Here is an 18,257-nt window from a genome sequence, read left to right on the forward strand (position 1 = left end):
ATTTTTGACTTTTGTAAAAATTGCAAAAGTGTTACAATAGCTCTTTACGTGCAAAATTGCGGAAAATTCAAGGTGCTTATGGCGATTTGCGTTCAAAATAAGCAATCTTATGCGTAAACCAAAGTTGGTTTGTAATAATAAGTGAAACATAGTTGTGTCACCCTTAATTTTCATGTTTTGCATGGCAATAAAACAATATAGAAGCATGTTTGTGCCAACGGAGGAAAGGATATGCAGATGGTCGCTCATCGCCACCTTGCGTCGAAAATAGTTTCTATGATTGCAGCGAGTGCAATGTTAATAACAGGTTTTGCTGTTGTTAGCAATGCAAGCGCTAGTAGTGAATCTAGTAATCCTCAATCTAGCAATCTAACTCTTAACCGTAAGGGAGTTATTGTTACCGCATTCCAGCAGAATTGGAAGAGTATTGCTCAAGAGTGCAAAACAACTTATGGTCCTGAGGGCGTGAGTTATGTGCAAGTGTCTCCTCCAAATGAGCATGTAAGGGGTACTCAGTGGTGGACTTCTTACCAGCCTGTGAGCTATAAATTAAAGTCAAAACTCGGCGATGAAGATGGCTTTAAGAAGATGATTACTACTTGCAATGCTGCAGGTGTTGGAATCATTGCAGATGCTGTTATTAATCACATGACTGGTGCTGGTGACACTCATACAGAGGGTGTTGGTGGAAGTAAATATAGCGCTAAAGATCAGTCTTTCCCAGATGCTGGATATAAAAAGGATGATTTCCATAAGAGTACTGAAGATATTAAAGATTATACGAATGCTGAGGAAGTTTGGACTCACAGGCTTGTTGGTTTGCTTGATTTGGATACATCAAAGCAGAATGTGCGCGAGACTTTAGGTAAGTACTTTGCTCATTTGCTAGAGCTAGGTGTTGCTGGCTTCCGTATTGACGCAGTAAAACATATTTCTCCAACAGATATGGCTGCGATTAAAGCTGAAGCTGCAAAACAATCTGGTAAAAATGCGGATGAGATTTGGTGGATGCAGGAGACGATTGGTGATCCTTCTGAAGCTAAAGGAATACAGCCAGATCAGCATTTGAATGAAGGTGAAGTCAACGAATTCCAATATTCGTACCGATTAAAGAGTGATTTTTATGGCTCAATATCGAATCTAAAAAATATTACCAATGGACTTGTTCCAAGCGATAAAGCTTCAATTTTTGTTACTAATTGGGATACTCCTCGAGAAAATTATGTGCGCACGCTTACATATAAGGATGGTCCTCGCTACGAGCTTGCAAACGCGTTTATGCTTGGCTACCCGTATGGGAATCCAAACATTTACTCGGGGTATAGGTTTGAGAATGGTCGTAAGGATGATGGTGCGCCTGGAGCGACTGAAGATAAAGTTGAAGATGTAGATTGTTCCCCAACAACTGGTTGGCAGTGCACTCAGCGTTGGACTTCTATTCGTGGAATGATTGGATTCTTTAATGCTGTAAATGGTGCTCAAGTCACTAATTGGCAAGATGACGGCAATAATAACATTGCTTTTAGTCGTGCAGGCAAGGGATTCTTAGCAATAAACAATACGCCAAACGCAAAGAAAGTTTTGTATAAGACTGATTTGCCTGATGGTGAGTATTGCAACGTTTATGAGGCTGGAAATTGCTCTAAGACTGTTAAAGTTACAGATGGCAAAGTTGCTGCGACTATTGCTCCTTATTCTGCAATTGCTTTGCATGTGGATGCGCTTAAGAACAATATTTATGACAAAGTAAAATCTAATACAGCACGTGATGAATCTGATCCAAAATACAATGTTGACGATGCTAAAGACCAGTCAACAACTGTCTATTTTAATGCTAAAAATAAAGCAGGTAATCCAAGCTCAGTAAATATTCATTATCAAATCGGCAATGGATCTTGGACTGCAGTTCCTGGTAGACCAATGCGCAAAGTTTGTGGCGATTGGTTTGCAAGAACAATTCCTAATAATGGAAAACAAATTACTGCTGTATTTAACGACGGTGGAGATAGGTGGTATCACTTAAATAATTCAAATAATGGTAATTTTACTATTCCAGCTGGCGCAAAGAATTATGTAGTAGATGCAGATTTGAAAGGTTCTGAATCTGCTGAAATTCCTTGCAAAGCAGAATCTTCAAAACCTTCTGCATTAAAGACGAAGATTGTTATTCACTACAATCAAAAAAACACGAATAAAGGTGTCTATATTTGGGGTCTTAAAGATGCTCAAGGTAATGAAATAGATGGTGCTTGGCATAAGTTCAATGGTCAAGACGCTTTTGGTAAGACTTACACAGTTGAGGCTGATGGCATTTACGAGAGCGGAAAAGTCGGATTTATTATCGTTGAAGACATATCAAATGGTTGGAGTGATGATAAGAAGGACGGCGGAGATCGTAAGGTCTGGCAAATCGAAGATGGCGTAGGCGAAGCTTGGGTTTACGGAGGAGATTCAAATACTTTTGCAGAACCGCCATCTGAAGTTGCTAACAAGCTTAATAACATTAAAACGTTAAACGTTACTGTTCACTACCGCAGAACAAACAAGGATTACGCTGGTTGGAATCTTTGGACTTGGTACGGTAGTGAGAAGGGCGTAAAGCAAGATTTTACTGCCCATGATGATTTCGGAAAGATTGCAGAATATACGTTCCACAATGATTCTGGCGTAAAAGATCCAAAGTTTATTGTGCGATATTCTATGCAAGGCAACGATTGGGTTTATAAAGATCCTGGCGAAGGCGATCGCCCAATTCCTGCAAAGGCAATCACTTTAAGCCAAGATGGTAACACTGGCAACGCTGAAATCTGGCTTATGCAGGGAGATAGTAGAGTTTACTTAAGTCCAAACGTAATCAACACAAAGGCTAATGCTTTTGACGCTGATATTACGTCTTTTAAGGAATTTACTGTAAATGTGAGCGGCGACCCTTCGGAAGTTAAGAATGGTGATGTTACTGTAACTGATGTTACAGATTCAAAGAAAAATCAACACAAGACAATAGATATTTCGCAAGTTGCTGTTGTGGATAATAGGATCGTAATCACTGCAAAGAACGAATTAGATCTTAAGAAAATGTATGAAATCAACATTAAGGGTGTTGGTGGAATGCCTAAGACAGTTTCTGCTTCAACTGTTAAAGGCTCTAAGATTGTTCGCACTGATGAGTTTGATCAAAAGTATGCGTACATAGGCGATGACTTGGGTGCTGTTGTAAAAGATGGTTCTACGACTTTCAAGCTTTGGGCTCCAACTGCTACAAAAGTGGAGTTAGTAACTTATAAGTCAACTGATGAAAAAGCACAAGAAGATAAAACACAAGATCTGACTCTTGGTACAGAAGCTGGAAAGCTTGGCGTGTGGAGTATTACTACGAGTGATGCAAAAGTTGGCACTGCTTACACTTACAAGGTTCATTTTGCAGATGGCACTGTAAATAATTCTCCAGACCCTTATGCAAAAGCTGCTGTGAGAAACGGAATGAGATCCGTTGTATTCGGTAAAGATACTGGTAAGCCTGTACCTCGTATGGCATCGTTTGATAAGCGCCCAACTGATGCGACTATTGCAGAGATGAATATTCGCGACTTCTCAATTCACGAAAGTTCTGGCATAGATGGTGCAAAGCGCGGCAAATATCTCGGTGTAATCGAGTCTGATGCTAAAAAAGATGGAAAGCCAACTGGCTTTGATTATTTGAAGTCTCTTGGAATCACTCACGTACAAATCATGCCAATGTATGATTTTGGTTCTGTGAATGAGGATCTTAAAGTTGGCTATGTAGAGAAGAACGACAAAAATAATCCTCACCAAAACTGGGGATATGATCCAATCAACTACAATGTTCCAGAAGGCTCCTATGCATCTGATTCAGCAAATCCTGCTAAGCGCATTACGGAACTAAAGCAAATGGTTAAAGGCCTGCATGATGCTGGCTTGCGCGTGATTATGGACGTGGTTTATAACCATGTTTATAACGCGCAAAAGAACGCTTTTGGCCAAACTGTGCCAGGTTACTACTTCCGTTACAACGATGACGGCAGCTTGTCTAATAGATCTGGTTGCGGAAACGATACTGCTTCAGAGCGCAAAATGATGCGAAAGTATATTGTTGACTCTGTAAAGTATTGGGCTAAAGAGTACGGTATTGACGGCTTCCGTTTTGATTTGATGGGATTGATTGACCTTGAAACCATTAAGGAAGTGCGTGAAGCTGTTTATGCAATTGACCCGAACTCGATTATTCTTGGCGAAGGCTGGGATATGAGCCAATTGCCTTATGGAAACCGCACTATTCAGCCTAATGCGTATAAGCTTGCTGGCAATAATGGCGTTGCGTTCTTTAACGATTCCTTCCGTGATGCTGTAAAAGGCCAGGGAGATGATGGTGTTACTGGATTCGTGTCTGGAAACAGATATAGCGACAATCTGGTAATGCAAAATCTTTACGGCTGCCAGCCTGGAAATGCAAGCTGCACTGGTAGGCGCTACGCGAATGCTGGTCAGACTGTGCAATATGTTGAAGCTCACGACAATCTTAATCTTTATGATAAGTTGAAGAAATCCTTGACTAATGAGACAGAAGAGAATCTTAAGAAGCGAGTAATGCTTGCTAATTCGCTTGTAATGTTTGCGCATGGCATGCCATTCTTTGAGCTTGGTCAAGAGTTCTTACGAAGCAAGAATGGTAATGCTAATAGTTACAATGCTGGCGACGGCGACAATTCCGTTAAGTGGGATTTGGTTAATAAGAATTCCGATGCTGTTGAGTACTTCAAAGAGTTGATAAAGCTAAGAAACGAGATTCCAGCGTTACGCGATTCCGAATATTCTGATGTTAATAAGAATATGCATTGGATTAAGAGCAGTGATGGAATTAATGCGTTTAGTGTTGATAGCAACAATAAAACGTATGTGTTTATTTTCAATGCTAATAGTAGTGAATCTACTGTGAATATTGGCAAAGGAAAGTATCATGTGCGCATTGCCGATGGAAAAGCTAACAGCGATGAAGTATCAAAGTGTCCTGAAATTACTGTAGATGACAATGGAAATTACAAGGTTTCTGCTCTTTCGACTGCTGTGCTTGTGAAGGATGCTGAAAAGAAGGACGATAATCCTTTTGCAAATCTTAAGGCTGATGATGTTCTCAAATATAAGATGAATCCTTTAGATATTAATAAGTTGAAGGATGAATCTAAGCCTGGTACTCAGCCTGGTACGCAGAATTCAAATCCATCTACGCCTGGGCATGAACAAACTCCTGGCACTGTAACTCCTACACCGCAGCCACCTGCTCCTGGCCCTGTAGTGCCAAATCCAGCTCCAGCGCCTGGGCGTGAGCAAACTCCTGGTCAAGTGATGCCTGCTCCGTCTCCGTCACCAGCTCCTCAGCCTAAGCCATCTGATCATGAAACTCCAGATAAGCCAGGTCAGACTAAGCCAGGTCAGACTAAGACTGAAACTCCAGATGAGCAGCCTGCACCAGCTAAATCTAAGCAGCATGCACAAGCTAAGCCAGCAGAATCCGCTTCAGTGCCTGCTGCTCCACAAACAGTCCAACAGCTTAGCCCAGAATTAAGGGGAACTCTCAGTGTTAGTAACAATAACGTTGCAACTGCTGGCGTTGTTAACAGTGTGAGAATTAAAGTTGTGAACAGCGAGTTTACTGAGCGTTTGAAGCGTGATGGAGTAGTTTATGCTTACGCGTACATTTACTCGTCTCCACGCTTGCTTAAGGGTGCCGATGGCTCAAAGTTTGTTGCTGTTCGCATGGTGAATGGCAAGCCTCAATTTGATGCTCAATTCCCATCTGGGTACTCTGGTAAACACACTGTTTTGCTTGTAGACGAGCATGGAAAACAGTTAGCGTGGACGGATATTACTGTTGTTAACAATAGTAATTCGAGACGTGATCGTTTCCATTTGCAAACTGGTAGTAGCGTTCTTACTGTATTTGCGGTATTTATTGTGCTTGCTTTTGCTGCAGTTATTGTTCGCTATAAAGCTGCATTTAGATAGATTTGTGACTTTGGGTTTTAGAGCGTCGCGAGCGAACGTCTTCGCCGCGCGCGAGCCGCTTTGACTGCTTTTCCGCACTTTGTACCAAATTTGACCAAAATCACGTACAAACACCGGAAAAACCCTCCGCACTTTGTACCAAATTTGCCCTAAATTTGGTACAAACACCGGAAAATCGTTCGCGCAGATTAGCCGTGCTCTAGAGTAGTTAGGAAGTGAGTTTAATGATTGCAGGCATTGGTTGCGATGTTGTTAATGTTGCGGATTTTGCGCAACAAATGCAAGATGTCAATGGGTGGCGCTCGCTATTTTCTACGCGTGAGCTTAGGCAGTGCGCTATGCGAGCACACTTAAAAAACGACGCTGAGGCGATTCATGTTGCGGCTCGCTGGGCTGGTAAAGAGGCGGTTATAAAAGCGTGGTGCGAAGCGATGAGCACTCTTGGTTTGCAATATCCGTATACTTTAGACAACACTCCTTGGGCAAGTATTGAGATTTTAGACGATTCGCATGGATGCCCGAGTGTTCGACTTAGTGAAGACGTTAATCAAAAGCTTCTAGAGTCATTACACGCGCCAGAGGCGACTAATCTGCATGAATCCGCCAGCGCTAATGTAAGCGTTAATGGTGTAAATCGCGTAAATCACCCTAATTGGCGTGTGTCTTTAAGTCACGATGGATTAGTGCAAAATTCTTCTGCTATTGCACTTGCGTTTGTTGTTTTAGAGTTACGCGAGTCTTAATCATACAACCTTAATCATGTGAACATGCAGCGAATTTTACGCATGAATGTGTATTAAATGTGCACTAAATGTGCAAATTTTCCGAGAATTGCACAATTTAGCGCGAGTGTCGAAAGTTGCTTTAGGTCTAAACAGTCTGTATAATTAATCGAGTTGCTGTTTTGCAAGGTAATTAATAGCTTACAAAATTTGCATATTGCGGATGTAGCTCAATGGTAGAGTATCAGTCTTCCAAACTGATGACGCGGGTCCGATTCCCGTCATCCGCTCCACTTTTATTCTTACTTTTGTTCTTATTTGATTCCATTTTGTTTTCATACACACATGTTTTAATCTGTTTGCGCATGTTGGTATTGTTGTAACAGTTAAACACGTAAAACATGTGTCTGGAGGGATTTTGGGACAGTTTATTGTACGTGTAATTGCAAGTTTAGTTTCTATAGCAACAGCTCTTGTTGTAAATTCTGCTCCTGCGTTTAAAGTAGAAAATCGTTTGGATTTTAAGAATGTTGCTTCCAAAGTCGCAGATGGTGAAAATAGTGCGGAATTGTCAGATAATGGCACTAACACTGTTGAAGAAGATCAATTAAATGCGTTTTCTAATGGCGATTCACGCAATGATTCTAAGTTGCCTAAAAAAGTGGCATCTTCCTTTACAAACAAAGACGAAGTTATTTCTTCAAAGTATGCGATTGCAGATAATGGAGAATTAAAGTCACTTAAAACTGGCCAAACTGTTACTGACTCTAAGCTTGTTGGAACTAAAGATAAGCAGCCAGATCCACTCGCTAAAAGTAACGGTGAGCGTTTTACGCCTATAACTGTTGGCGATTTGCGAAAAGAGATAAAGCGCGAGAATTCGAGCAGTACTAATGCTGATTTTTCTACCACCAATAACACTCCGATTTCTAGCAAAAAGCGTGTTGAAAATAAGCGCTCTCTTAGAAAAAATAAGGTTGTTCTTATAAGCTCTAACCAAAAAAATCCCGAAGAAACTGACTCAAGCGAAAAGAGCCAGGAGTCACAAGCTTTAGAATCTAGAACCTCCACGTATACAACTTATGGATCGGTGCGTAAGATTTCTTTGCCAACAAACGGCTTTGGCACTAGGTGGGGAGACTACAACGGAACTCAGGCATTCTATGATGGCAATGGAAGCCTGTTTGCGTACAATGCTAGTGGCGTGATTGATGTTTCCGAACATCAAAAAGAAATTAACTGGGCTGCAGCTAAGGCAGCTGGCGTAGAAGGCGCGATTATACGTATTAGTTACGGCTGGGAAAACGGCTACGATAAATACGCTTTGCGAAATATTAGAGAATGCAAGCGTTTAGGTATTCCGTTTGGAATCTACATGTATTCTTACGCCGAAAAACCAGAAGATGGTGCTAACGAGGGCGCAGACGTTGCAAGTCTTCTTAGGCGTGCAGGCGTTAGCCCAGGCGACCTTTCTTATCCTGTTTACTACGATCTTGAAAAATGGGTTTGGGCTGGCCACACTGCTCCAACTAGCCCATACGTTTACCAAAACATTGTTTCGTCTTGGTGGAATCAGCTGTATAGCGCAGGATACACAAATCTTGGCATTTACTCATATGCAAACTATTTGAAAGGCCCGCTTAATTCGCAATACATTCACGATCGAGCAAGTTGGGTTGCTAGCTACGGCGCAACTCCGCTATTTAACATTAGAACGGCGTTGCGCGGATGGCAGTACACGTCTAAGGCTCGCATATCTGGTATTGATGGAAATGTTGACGTTAGCGCGTTTGGAACTGGTCCAAATTCTCCAGTAACGCAAACTAGCGTAGACTTTACGTGGATTATTCGCAATAACGATATTGCTGTTGGAGCTGCTGTTACAGGCAATTTGAATAGACGCTTGGAATATCGTTGGCTTTCTTACGATTTATCCACTAAGCAATGGAATACAATCTCTGATTGGAGTGTTGGCAATTGGGCATCTTGGGTAACAAGCAATGGCGATTATTGGCTTCATTGCGAAGTTCGCGATGCTTACACTTATAAGTCGCTTGGAACTAAAACAATTGCCTTCCACTACCAAGTAAACAATCCTGTTGAGCCTGAGTTTGTTGAAAAAACGATTGTTTCTGGAACTTACGCAGCTTGGCAAGGAAGTAGCGTTCTCTTAGGCGCTGTAACGAATAATCCTAGTGGATATACGATTATTAAGATTTACGATTACAACGCTAAGCAGTGGGTGAGCCAATTTAAGGGGCCATGGGCTTTGTGGAGTCCTCATCCTGGAATTTATTGGACTCATTTCGAAGCGTATTCAAAAGATGGTAAGCTTCAAGACACTAAGACTTATGCTTTTGGAGTGTGATTCTTAATCTTTATGTAACTTTATGTAAAGATAGAAAAAGTCAGCAAATAAAATAAAAAGACCGTGCGTAAACAGCTCGGTCTTTTTGTTAAATTAAGTTATTAATTTATTTTACTAATCTTCAAACAAATCTTTAGATATAATAATGCGATTTTCCGCAACCTGCTTTAAGTGCTTGCCATAGTTGCTTTTGCCATATTTTTCTGCAGATTCAAGTAAACGCTCGCGACTAATCCACTGGTTTTCGTACGCAATCTCCTCAAGCACTGCGATTGGCAGCCCTTGCGCTCGCTCTATTGTGCGCACAAATTCGCCCGCTTCGTAAAGCGAGTCCATTGTGCCAGTGTCTAGCCACGCGTATCCGCGACCAAGAGTCATAACGTTTAGAGAGCCATTTTCTAAGTACATTTTGTTAAGGTCTGTAATTTCAAGTTCTCCGCGCGCGCTCGGCTTAACTTGTTTTGCAAACTCTGTAACTCTGGAATCGTAGAAGTATAAGCCTGTAACAGCATAGTTTGATGCTGGATGTTCCGGTTTTTCTACTATGCTAACGGCCTTGTGATTTTCGTCAAATTCCACAACGCCGTATCTTTCTGGGTCGTCTACGTAGTAGCCGAATACTGTAGCGCCGTGTTCTACGTGTGCAGCGCGCTTTAGAATTGCTCCCAAGCCATTTCCGTAGAATATATTGTCTCCAAGAACAAGCGCGCAAGAATCGCCATTTATAAACTCTTCTCCGATTATAAATGCTTGAGCAAGTCCGTCTGGCGATGGCTGAACTTTGTAAGATAAGTTGATTCCAAATTGCTCTCCGCTTCCAAGCAGCCTTTCAAAATTCGGCAAGTCTTGAGGAGTGGAAATCACAAGAATATCTCGGATTCCAGCCATCATAAGCACGCTAAGAGGGTAATACACCATTGGCTTATCGTAAACTGGCAAAAGCTGCTTAGACGTTACTGTAGTAAGTGGGTATAGGCGTGTGCCAGAACCGCCAGCAAGAATAATGCCTTTCATCTTTGAAACATCCTTTACTTGTTGTTTTGTTCAATTCTATTTACGTAAGATTCAAGCAAATCTTCCCAATCGCCTGGCGTAAATCCAGTGGACTCGATTTTTTGCAAGTCAAGTGCGCACTTGTGTGGTCTAGGAGAGCCATTAGATATGCGCGTGTAATCGTCTACGCGATTTGCTTCGATTTTGCTTGTGTCTACATTAAGTTGTGTAAACACTTTTTTAGCAATATCGTGCCAAGACGCGATTTTGCCAGATCCTGTAAGATTGTATGTTCCGTATTGTGCCTGAGTGTTTAGAAGATGGAACATGCCTTTTACTAAGTCGCTTGCAAAAGTGAGTCTGCCAGTTTGATCTATTGGTGCTTGAACACTAACAGATTCGCCATTTTTGCAACGGTTTGCAAAGTCAATCATTCGCGTTACAAAGTTTCGTCCTTGCCCAACAATCCAGCTTGAGCGAATAATATAATGCTGTGGAACATTTGCTACTAGAGAATCTGCTGCAGCTTTTGTTTCGCCGTACACGCCTAGTGGCGCAAAGTCTTCGTTTTCTTTGTGATTTTCTTGAGTGCCGTCAAAAACATAGTCGCTTGAAATATGCACAAGAGTAATGTGGTGTTCTTGCGCAATTTTTGCAAGATTTGCCACTCCTTTAACGTTGCTATTCCACGCGGCTCTTCGCCCTTGTGGCGTTTGCGCGCCATCTACAGACGTGTATGCTGCAGTGTTAATAATCGTTCCGTACAAATCCCAGTCGTAGCTGTTGTAATCGTCTTTATTTGCTATATCGAAGCTATCTAAGTCTACGTACTCAAATCCTTCTAAATCATGCTCTTTAGCATAGTTTTGTATTGCACGACCAAGTTGACCGTTGCATCCAGTTACAAGAGTGCGTTTTGGCGCCATTGGCTTTGCGTCTTTTAGCATTGGATGGTGTAAGTCTGCTTCGCTGCGCTCGGATTCTTCGAGCGGTATTGGCCAGTTAATGTGTAAATCTGGGTCTGCAAGGTTTACAAAAGTGTATGTTTTCTTTTGCTCTAACGACCAGTGTGCATTTACTAAGTAAGTGTATGCCGTGCCGTCTTGCAAAGCTTGGAAGCTGTTTCCTACGCCTCTAGGAACGTATATTGCTTTGCTTGGGTTTAGTGTGGTTGTGTACACTTGACCGAAGCTTTGCCCTGGTCTTAAATCTACCCATGCGCCAAATACTTCGCCAGTAGCAATGCTTATGTATTTATCCCATGGTTCTGCGTGGATGCCTCTGGTTACTCCGCGTTTTTCGTTGAACGAAATGTTGTTTTGCACAGGTCCAAAGTCGGGGAGACCTAGAGCCGTCATTTTGGCGCGCTGCCAGTTTTCTTTGAACCATCCGCGGTTGTCTCCGTGCACTGGAAGATCGAACACGATTAAACCTGGAATATTGGTTTTTGTAACGCTTAGTTCTTTTTCAAATTCCATAGCATCCTGCAAATTCTTTATTTTTATTAGATTTATGACTATTTTTGGCTAGATTTGCAAACTATTACATACAAGTTGCATGCAATCTTCGTACAAGCAAGCTTGACTTTTATGCGATTCACTGTCCTTGTGCTTTATATTTCGCTTCGGTTGCGCTTTTAGCGCCTTCCCACCATGCTCGATTTTCTGTGTACCATTTGATTGTTTGCTCTAAGCCTGTTGTAAAGTCTGTGTGCTTTGGCTTCCATCCAAGCTGCGTTTGCAATTTTGTGCTGTCGATTGCGTAACGTCGATCGTGGCCTGGGCGATCTTTTACAAGGTCAAAGTCGTCTGCATCTTTTCCCATCATTTCTAGAATCATGCGCAAAACTGTTATATTGTTTTTCTCGCCATTTGCGCCAATCAGGTACGTGTTTCCAAGTTCTCCCTTTGTTAGGATTGTCCAAACAGCGCTGCTGTGGTCTTCAGTGTGAATCCAATCTCGCACGTTTAATCCTTGACCATACAGCTTTGGTCGAATACCCTCTAAAATATTTGTGATTTGTCGCGGAATAAACTTTTCAACATGCTGATATGGTCCATAGTTGTTTGAGCAATTGCTGATTGTTGTGTGCAAACCGTATGTGCGGGTCCATGCGCGTACCAGCATATCGCTTGCAGCTTTTGTGGAGCTGTATGGGCTGGATGGGTGGTATGGCGTTTCCTCTGTGAATTTAGCTGGGTCGTCTAATGCCAAATCTCCGTACACTTCATCTGTGGAAATGTGATGGTATCGAATGCCGTACTTTCTAACTGCTTCTAGAAGTCTAAAAGTGCCTTCAACGTTGGTCTTAAGGAATGGTTCAGGGTCTGCAATGCTGTTGTCATTATGCGATTCTGCAGCGTAGTGCACAATCGCGTCGTGCCCTGGAACAAGCTTATCTAAAAGCTCAGCATCGCAAATATTGCCGTGCACAAAATCAACTCTGTCTTCTGGCAATCCTGCAATATTTTCAATATTTCCGGCGTACGTTAACGCGTCTAATACTGTTACGTGCGTTTCGGGGTGATTGTTCACTACGTAGTGCACAAAATTAGACCCAATAAAGCCACATCCGCCAGTTACAATTATGTTTTTTGGCTCAAAGTTTGTTGTGTTACTCATGTTTTCCATAATATCCTCTTATATGCCTTTTGCTTTTTAGTTTTGATTATTGTTTAAGATTTTTGTTTATGCTTTATTGTTTAAGCTTTCTCGCATTGCGTTAAATGCTGGCTCGGCTTCACCGTCGTAAATCATGTGTGAATGAGACAGCACTATGCAGCGAGAGCAAAGTTGCTTAATTTGATCTTCGCTGTGCGAAACAATTACCATTGTTTGCCCTCGTTTTTGCTGTTCTTTAAGCCTAGTAATGCACTTGTGTTGGAAAGCTTCGTCTCCAACTGCAAGAATTTCGTCGATTAAGAATATGTCTGGATCGCTGTGCGCTGCTACAGAAAACGCTAATCGTAAGAACATTCCAGAAGAGTAGAACTTAACTTCTGTGTCCATAAAAGGCTCTATTTCGCTAAAGTCTACTATTGATTGGTATTTATCGTCTATTTCTTCTTTTGTCATTCCAAGAATTGCGCCGTTAAGATACACGTTTTCGCGACCAGTTAAATCGGCAGCAAATCCTGCTCCAACTTCGATTAGTCCTGCGATTCTTCCGCGCGCACAAACTTCGCCTTCGTCTGGTTGCATAACTCCAGAAAGCATTTTAAGCATAGTGGACTTTCCAGAGCCATTCATGCCTATTAGTCCAACAGTTTCGCCGCGTTTAATAGTAAAACTAACATTGCTTAAAGCTGTAAAGTTTTGCGTCTCGTGCTTTTTAGACGGCGGTGTTAGCAAGTTTACAATCGACTCTTTAATCGAATGATTTGCTCGCAGCGAGAATCGTTTAGTAACGTTAGAAACGCTTAACACAACGTCTTCTGGAAGTGTGTTATAAGGCTTATTCATATATAACTCCTGCTGCTCTTAAAAGTAAAATCCAAATCTTAGTAAGCTTAAATTTCTTGAGCAAACTTGCCTTCAAGATGTCTAAATGTAACTTCGCCAATAAGTAGTACAGCAAATGCAACTACAAGGCTTTCGCAAAGTCTTAAAGACCAAGCTCCTGCAAATTGGAAAGTGCGATCTGTGGCATTTAGCCAGAATCCGCGGTGGAATGCTTCAACGCTTATTGCAATAGGATTTGCATAATACATCTCTAAAACCCATCGTGGTGCGTGTGCTGCAACCATTTGCCACGTGTAGAAGCACGGCGCAAGCCATACGGCCACCATCGCCACTAAGTCTGTAATGTTTTCTGCATCTCTGTAAAAAACGTTTATTGCTCCAAAGAATAATCCAAGACCAAACGCAAACGTACACACGCTAATAAATCCGATTATTGCCACTATTACGCCTGCAAAATCTGGAATCCACCCCATGCATAAGGCTCCGATTATAAGCACGATTACTTGTGGGAAAAAGTGTACAAAAGCAACTCGTAGCGATGCAAGTGGGAATAACTCTCTAGGAAGATAGATTTTTTGTATTAAGCCAGCATTAGAAAGTATTGATCTTGTGCAATTAGAGAATGCTTCTACAAAAAAGTTTGTTACTATGATTCCGCTAAAAAGGTACAGTGGGTAGGCTTGAATTCCACCTCCGCGGCCAAGTCCTAAGAAAATTCCCATTGCAACGTAGAACACTACAAATTGTGTTATTGGCTTTACGTACGTCCAAGCCATACCGAGCCAAGAACCGCGATATCTTATGCGTACTTCTTTTTTTACAAGTAAGTCAAGCAAATAAAGGTATCTTGGAATGTCAATCAGACCTTTGCTTCTACCAGGGTGATAGATGGCGTCAGACTTTGTTGTCATCGCTGCCTTTCTTACAAAATTTGCAGTGTGCATGCACGTATAACTTTGTTAAGTTTACATTTGGGGATTGATTTGTGCTAATAACTAGCACATGTTTTGTATTAGGTTGCTTTTGTTTATAGCTTTACTGTGCTTGGCATGTTTGAAAGTTTTTATACGCTGCTAAACTGAAAAATTATGAGTAAGCGAATTCTTGTTACTGGTGCTGGTGGATATATTGGTCGTCACGTTGTTAAAGCTCTTTTAGATGCAGGCGCTAGCGTAATTGCTTCCGACTTGCGTTTAGATGGTGTTGATGAGCGCGCAACGCGTATTGAAGCGAATATTTTTAGCGATGATGCTGATTTGTTTGCAAAGCTTGGGTCTCCAGACGTTTGCTTGCACATGGCTTGGCGCAACGGTTTTAAGCATGCTGCAGACACTCATATGGAAGATTTATCGAATCATTATCGATTTATTCGTCTTATGCTTTCGGGTGGCTTAAAGCAGATTGCTGTTATGGGTTCTATGCACGAAGTTGGCTACTGGGAGGGCGCTATTGACGAGAACACGCCTTGTAAGCCAGCTTCTATGTATGGCATTTCTAAGAATGCTTTGCGTGAAGCTACTTTGCTTTTGTGCAAAGAGTATGATGCCACTGTTCAATGGATTCGTGCGTACTACATTGTTGGCGACGACGCTCGTGGAAACTCTATTTTCTCTAAGCTTCTTCAAGCGTCTCTTGAAGGAAAGAAGACTTTTCCGTTTACTACTGGAAAAAACAAGTACGATTTTATTAATGTAGACGTGTTGGCTAAGCAAATTGCTGCAACCGTTTTGCAAGATAAAGTAAATGGCGTAATTAATTGCTGCACGGGTGAGCCTGTTTCGCTTGCAGATCGCGTTGAGCGTTACATTCGCGAGAATAATCTTGATATTTCGCTTGAGTATGGCGCATTCCCAGATAGACCATACGATTCTCCAGCAGTTTGGGGAGATAATAGCAAAATCCAAAAGATTATGAGTGATTTTCTAAAATAGTTATTGCAAATCGTAACTTTTCTGGATTTTTAATGCTAAATTATGGTTTTTAGAAAGGATTAACATTGCGTGAAACATTGCAAAACGTTAAGCGCCCATGCATATATTTTGTTCTTCCTTGCTACAACGAGGAGCCTGTTCTTCCGCAGACTTCTAGTATTCTTTTAAGCAAAGTTACTTTTCTTATTGAAAATAAGATTATTTCGGATTCTAGCCGTATTCTTTTTGTGGATGATGGTTCTAGAGATTCAACTTGGAATATTATTTGCGATTTACACCAGTCGAATCCTTCGCTTTTTGGCGGTGTAAAGCTTGCGCATAATCGCGGTCATCAAAATGCTTTGCTTGCTGGCTTAACTACAGCATATAAATCGGGTTGCGATGCTGCAATTTCCATGGACGCTGATTTGCAAGACGATGTTGATGTTGTTGATCAATTTATTGCAAAATATGTGGAAGGCTACGAGGTTGTGTATGGCGTTCGCTCGTCTAGAGAAACAGACACATGGTTTAAGCGCAACACTGCATTAGCTTTTTACAGTGTTTTTAAGTGGATGGGTGCAGAAACCGTTCCAAATCATGCCGATTATAGACTTATGGGCAAGAATGCGTTGAAAGCTCTTTTGGAATATAAAGAAGTTAATCTTTTCTTGCGTGGAATAGTGCCGTCTATTGGCTTTAAGTCAACAAAAGTTGAGTATGTACGCGGTAAGCGCAAAGCTGGTGTGTCTAAGTATCCGCTTAAAAAGATGATTTCGTTTGCTATAGACGGCATTACGTCTTTTTCTACTAAGCCTTTGAGTTTTGTAACATTTGCAGGATTCGCGTCTATTTTAGTTTCGCTATGTGTATTTGTTTACGTAATAGCTTCCGTTTTGCAAGGAAAAGCAGTTGCTGGCTGGGGTTCTGTTATGTTCTCAATGTGGTTTATTGGCGGATTGATTATGCTTTCAATCGGCATTGTGGGCGAATATATTGGAAAGATTTATATGGAATCTAAGCATCGCCCACGTTACGAGATTGAAACTACTATTTAGTAATATCTAAATACCCAAATAGTACTTAGTGCTTATTTTGCACTGGTTCAGAGAATTTTACGACTATATACTTGTTGTCTAAAACAGTAGTGCATTTATTTGAAGGCCAAGAAGGCAGATTTTGTACGGCCTTTTCTGCGTTTGTATAAGCGGATGCTAATACAGGAGTTTCCATCTTAAATCCAGTAGCTGAGCGTATGAAACCAGCTTTTACCCATGTGCCGTGAGTAGTTGAGAATCCAATCTCAAGCATTGATCGTCCAATAAGCTCAAGCTGATCTGACTTAAATTCACTAGGATTGTAGTCTGCTATGTGATTGCCAACGAATACTACTTTAAGCGGATTTTTATGATTTGCTTGTATTGCTTCTATTCTTCTAGCAACATCTTGAGCAATGTAATAGTCTCGGTTGTAAGTCATGTATTCCGTGTAATACAAGCGATTTACTGTAAACGACTGACTTAATCCAATAATTGCAAGAAGAACGCACGCAATAATCGTTGTTAAAGTCTTTTTGCCAAACTGCATAATGTAATGCAACAAATACATGCATGCAAAAGCGCCAGCAAGAGGGTAGGTTAGTTCTGTTCGCGCAATTCCAGATGTGCCAAGTATTACGCTCATCATCATAGGGCTTGCAGCTATAGCAATAGCAAAAATAATAGTAAAAGCGTTAAGCTTTTTAAGAATCACTTGAACAATAATTAACAGCACTAAAGCGATTAATGCGATTGTTATAAATACGCTATGGAATATTGTTCTTCCTAGATACATGCTTTTTGCATGCGAAAGTATAGCATGAATGATTGTTGATATAGGGTCTTTACCCCAACGCATTTGTTCTTTAATGTACGGATCAACGAAGGTGTGGTTAGTGGCGATAACAATTTTGTTCAAAATCGCATAGCATGCATAGCTTGCTATAAACACGCAAATATATGTAAAAACGTAGGCTACTATGTTCTTGAATTTGCACGCATAATCTCCTTTAACCATTAGTGCAATCATGGCTGTTCCAGCAACAAAAACAGTAGTCATCGCTAAGTAGAGAGTAAAACCAAAAACTGCAAAAACAAAAGCCACTAATGCGTATGCTAAAAGAGTTTTAAGTTCTTTACGATTTTGGTACGCGTTATGTGCACACATAAGCGATATGCTAACAAACATTAGCGCACAAGCTACGTCATCTCCCATAAGCAAGAATCCAAGCATTTCTGCAAGAATAGGAGCGCTTATAAACGGAATCATAAATAAAGCTGGGTGGAATTTTGCGCCTAAATTGTGCGCTTTGCTAAACAAATATGCCCATGTTGTTGCGGAGGCAAAAAGCGCAAGAATCATTAAGATTCCAGCTAATGAATTGTTATACCAGTATCTTCCTGTAACGTACTTAAAAGCTAGCAATCCAAAGCGTTCTAGGCGAATCCAAGAATTGTAAAGAGCCTTAGATCTAGAAATCATCTCTTCTGTGTCTATAGAAAAAGTGTTAGAAAAAGCTTTTTGACCGTATGCAATAATCAAAAAAATTGCGCTTATTGCAAGTTCAACAACATTAGACTTGCAAAAATCAAGGAAGTCTTTAAAAGAATATGTTTTTTCTATAATTGCTCTAGTTGTGCTAGTTGAGTTGCTTTTTTTGCCGCATTTTGCAAGTGTAGCTGAATCTTGTAGTTGATTAGTGTTTAATTCTTTAATGCAACTAGAGTCTGCTTGATTCATACT

The 18,257-nt window shown here is 41.1% G+C and carries 11 protein-coding genes and 1 tRNA gene; 6 read left to right on the plus strand and 6 right to left on the minus strand.

What is annotated here, in order from left to right; all coding sequences use genetic code 11:
* The first annotated feature begins 237 nt into the window (after positions 1 to 237).
* The 4 genes from pulA (at position 238) to HXT36_RS06095 (ending at position 9,111) form a co-directional block, all read left to right on the plus strand.
* Complete coding sequence (gene pulA, locus HXT36_RS06080) at positions 238 to 6,021, plus strand: type I pullulanase (protein WP_421778788.1); 5,784 nt, start codon at positions 238 to 240, stop codon at positions 6,019 to 6,021.
* Positions 6,022 to 6,245: 224 nt separating this feature from the next.
* Complete coding sequence (locus HXT36_RS06085; protein WP_421779248.1) at positions 6,246 to 6,764, plus strand: holo-ACP synthase; 519 nt, start codon at positions 6,246 to 6,248, stop codon at positions 6,762 to 6,764.
* A 198-nt stretch (positions 6,765 to 6,962) separates the two neighbouring features.
* A tRNA-Gly gene (locus HXT36_RS06090) sits at positions 6,963 to 7,036 on the plus strand.
* A 125-nt stretch (positions 7,037 to 7,161) separates the two neighbouring features.
* The gene (locus HXT36_RS06095; RefSeq protein ID WP_421778789.1) at positions 7,162 to 9,111 is read left to right on the plus strand and encodes a GH25 family lysozyme; all 1,950 of its coding nucleotides are present in this window, start codon (positions 7,162 to 7,164) and stop codon (positions 9,109 to 9,111) included.
* A gap of 114 nt (positions 9,112 to 9,225) precedes the next feature.
* On the opposite strand, the gene rfbA is transcribed toward HXT36_RS06095, so the two are convergent.
* The 5 genes from rfbA to HXT36_RS06120 all read right to left on the minus strand — a co-directional run bounded on the left by rfbA (position 9,226) and on the right by HXT36_RS06120 (position 14,477).
* Positions 9,226 to 10,125 (minus strand): glucose-1-phosphate thymidylyltransferase RfbA, encoded by a 900-nt coding sequence (gene rfbA / locus HXT36_RS06100; protein ID WP_016636204.1) that lies wholly within the window; start codon positions 10,123 to 10,125, stop codon positions 9,226 to 9,228.
* Between the two features lie 14 nt (positions 10,126 to 10,139).
* Complete coding sequence (locus HXT36_RS06105) at positions 10,140 to 11,582, minus strand: sugar nucleotide-binding protein (RefSeq protein WP_016789780.1); 1,443 nt, start codon at positions 11,580 to 11,582, stop codon at positions 10,140 to 10,142.
* A gap of 118 nt (positions 11,583 to 11,700) precedes the next feature.
* Complete coding sequence (gene rfbB, locus HXT36_RS06110) at positions 11,701 to 12,735, minus strand: dTDP-glucose 4,6-dehydratase (protein ID WP_004129905.1); 1,035 nt, start codon at positions 12,733 to 12,735, stop codon at positions 11,701 to 11,703.
* Between the two features lie 57 nt (positions 12,736 to 12,792).
* Entirely contained in the window at positions 12,793 to 13,464 is a 672-nt protein-coding gene (locus HXT36_RS06115) for an ABC transporter ATP-binding protein (protein WP_373271617.1), read from the minus strand.
* 149 nt (positions 13,465 to 13,613) lie between these two features.
* Positions 13,614 to 14,477: an ABC transporter permease gene (locus HXT36_RS06120; RefSeq protein ID WP_004112141.1), complete on the minus strand. Its 864-nt coding sequence runs from the start codon at positions 14,475 to 14,477 to the stop codon at positions 13,614 to 13,616.
* A 177-nt stretch (positions 14,478 to 14,654) separates the two neighbouring features.
* On the opposite strand from HXT36_RS06120, the gene HXT36_RS06125 reads away from it, so the two are divergent.
* Together HXT36_RS06125 and HXT36_RS06130 are read left to right on the plus strand one after the other, a co-directional pair.
* Positions 14,655 to 15,497 (plus strand): NAD-dependent epimerase/dehydratase family protein, encoded by an 843-nt coding sequence (locus HXT36_RS06125; protein ID WP_421778792.1) that lies wholly within the window; start codon positions 14,655 to 14,657, stop codon positions 15,495 to 15,497.
* A gap of 65 nt (positions 15,498 to 15,562) precedes the next feature.
* Positions 15,563 to 16,534: a glycosyltransferase family 2 protein gene (locus tag HXT36_RS06130; protein ID WP_421778793.1), complete on the plus strand. Its 972-nt coding sequence runs from the start codon at positions 15,563 to 15,565 to the stop codon at positions 16,532 to 16,534.
* Positions 16,535 to 16,559: 25 nt separating this feature from the next.
* Here the strand turns inward: HXT36_RS06130 and HXT36_RS06135 are convergent, their stop codons facing one another.
* Positions 16,560 to 18,254: a glucosyltransferase domain-containing protein gene (locus HXT36_RS06135; RefSeq protein ID WP_016636199.1), complete on the minus strand. Its 1,695-nt coding sequence runs from the start codon at positions 18,252 to 18,254 to the stop codon at positions 16,560 to 16,562.
* Positions 18,255 to 18,257 lie beyond the last annotated feature (3 nt).

The organism is Gardnerella sp. DNF01144 (genome assembly GCF_049244245.1).
Classification (GTDB): Bacteria; Actinomycetota; Actinomycetes; order Actinomycetales; family Bifidobacteriaceae; genus Bifidobacterium; species Bifidobacterium piotii.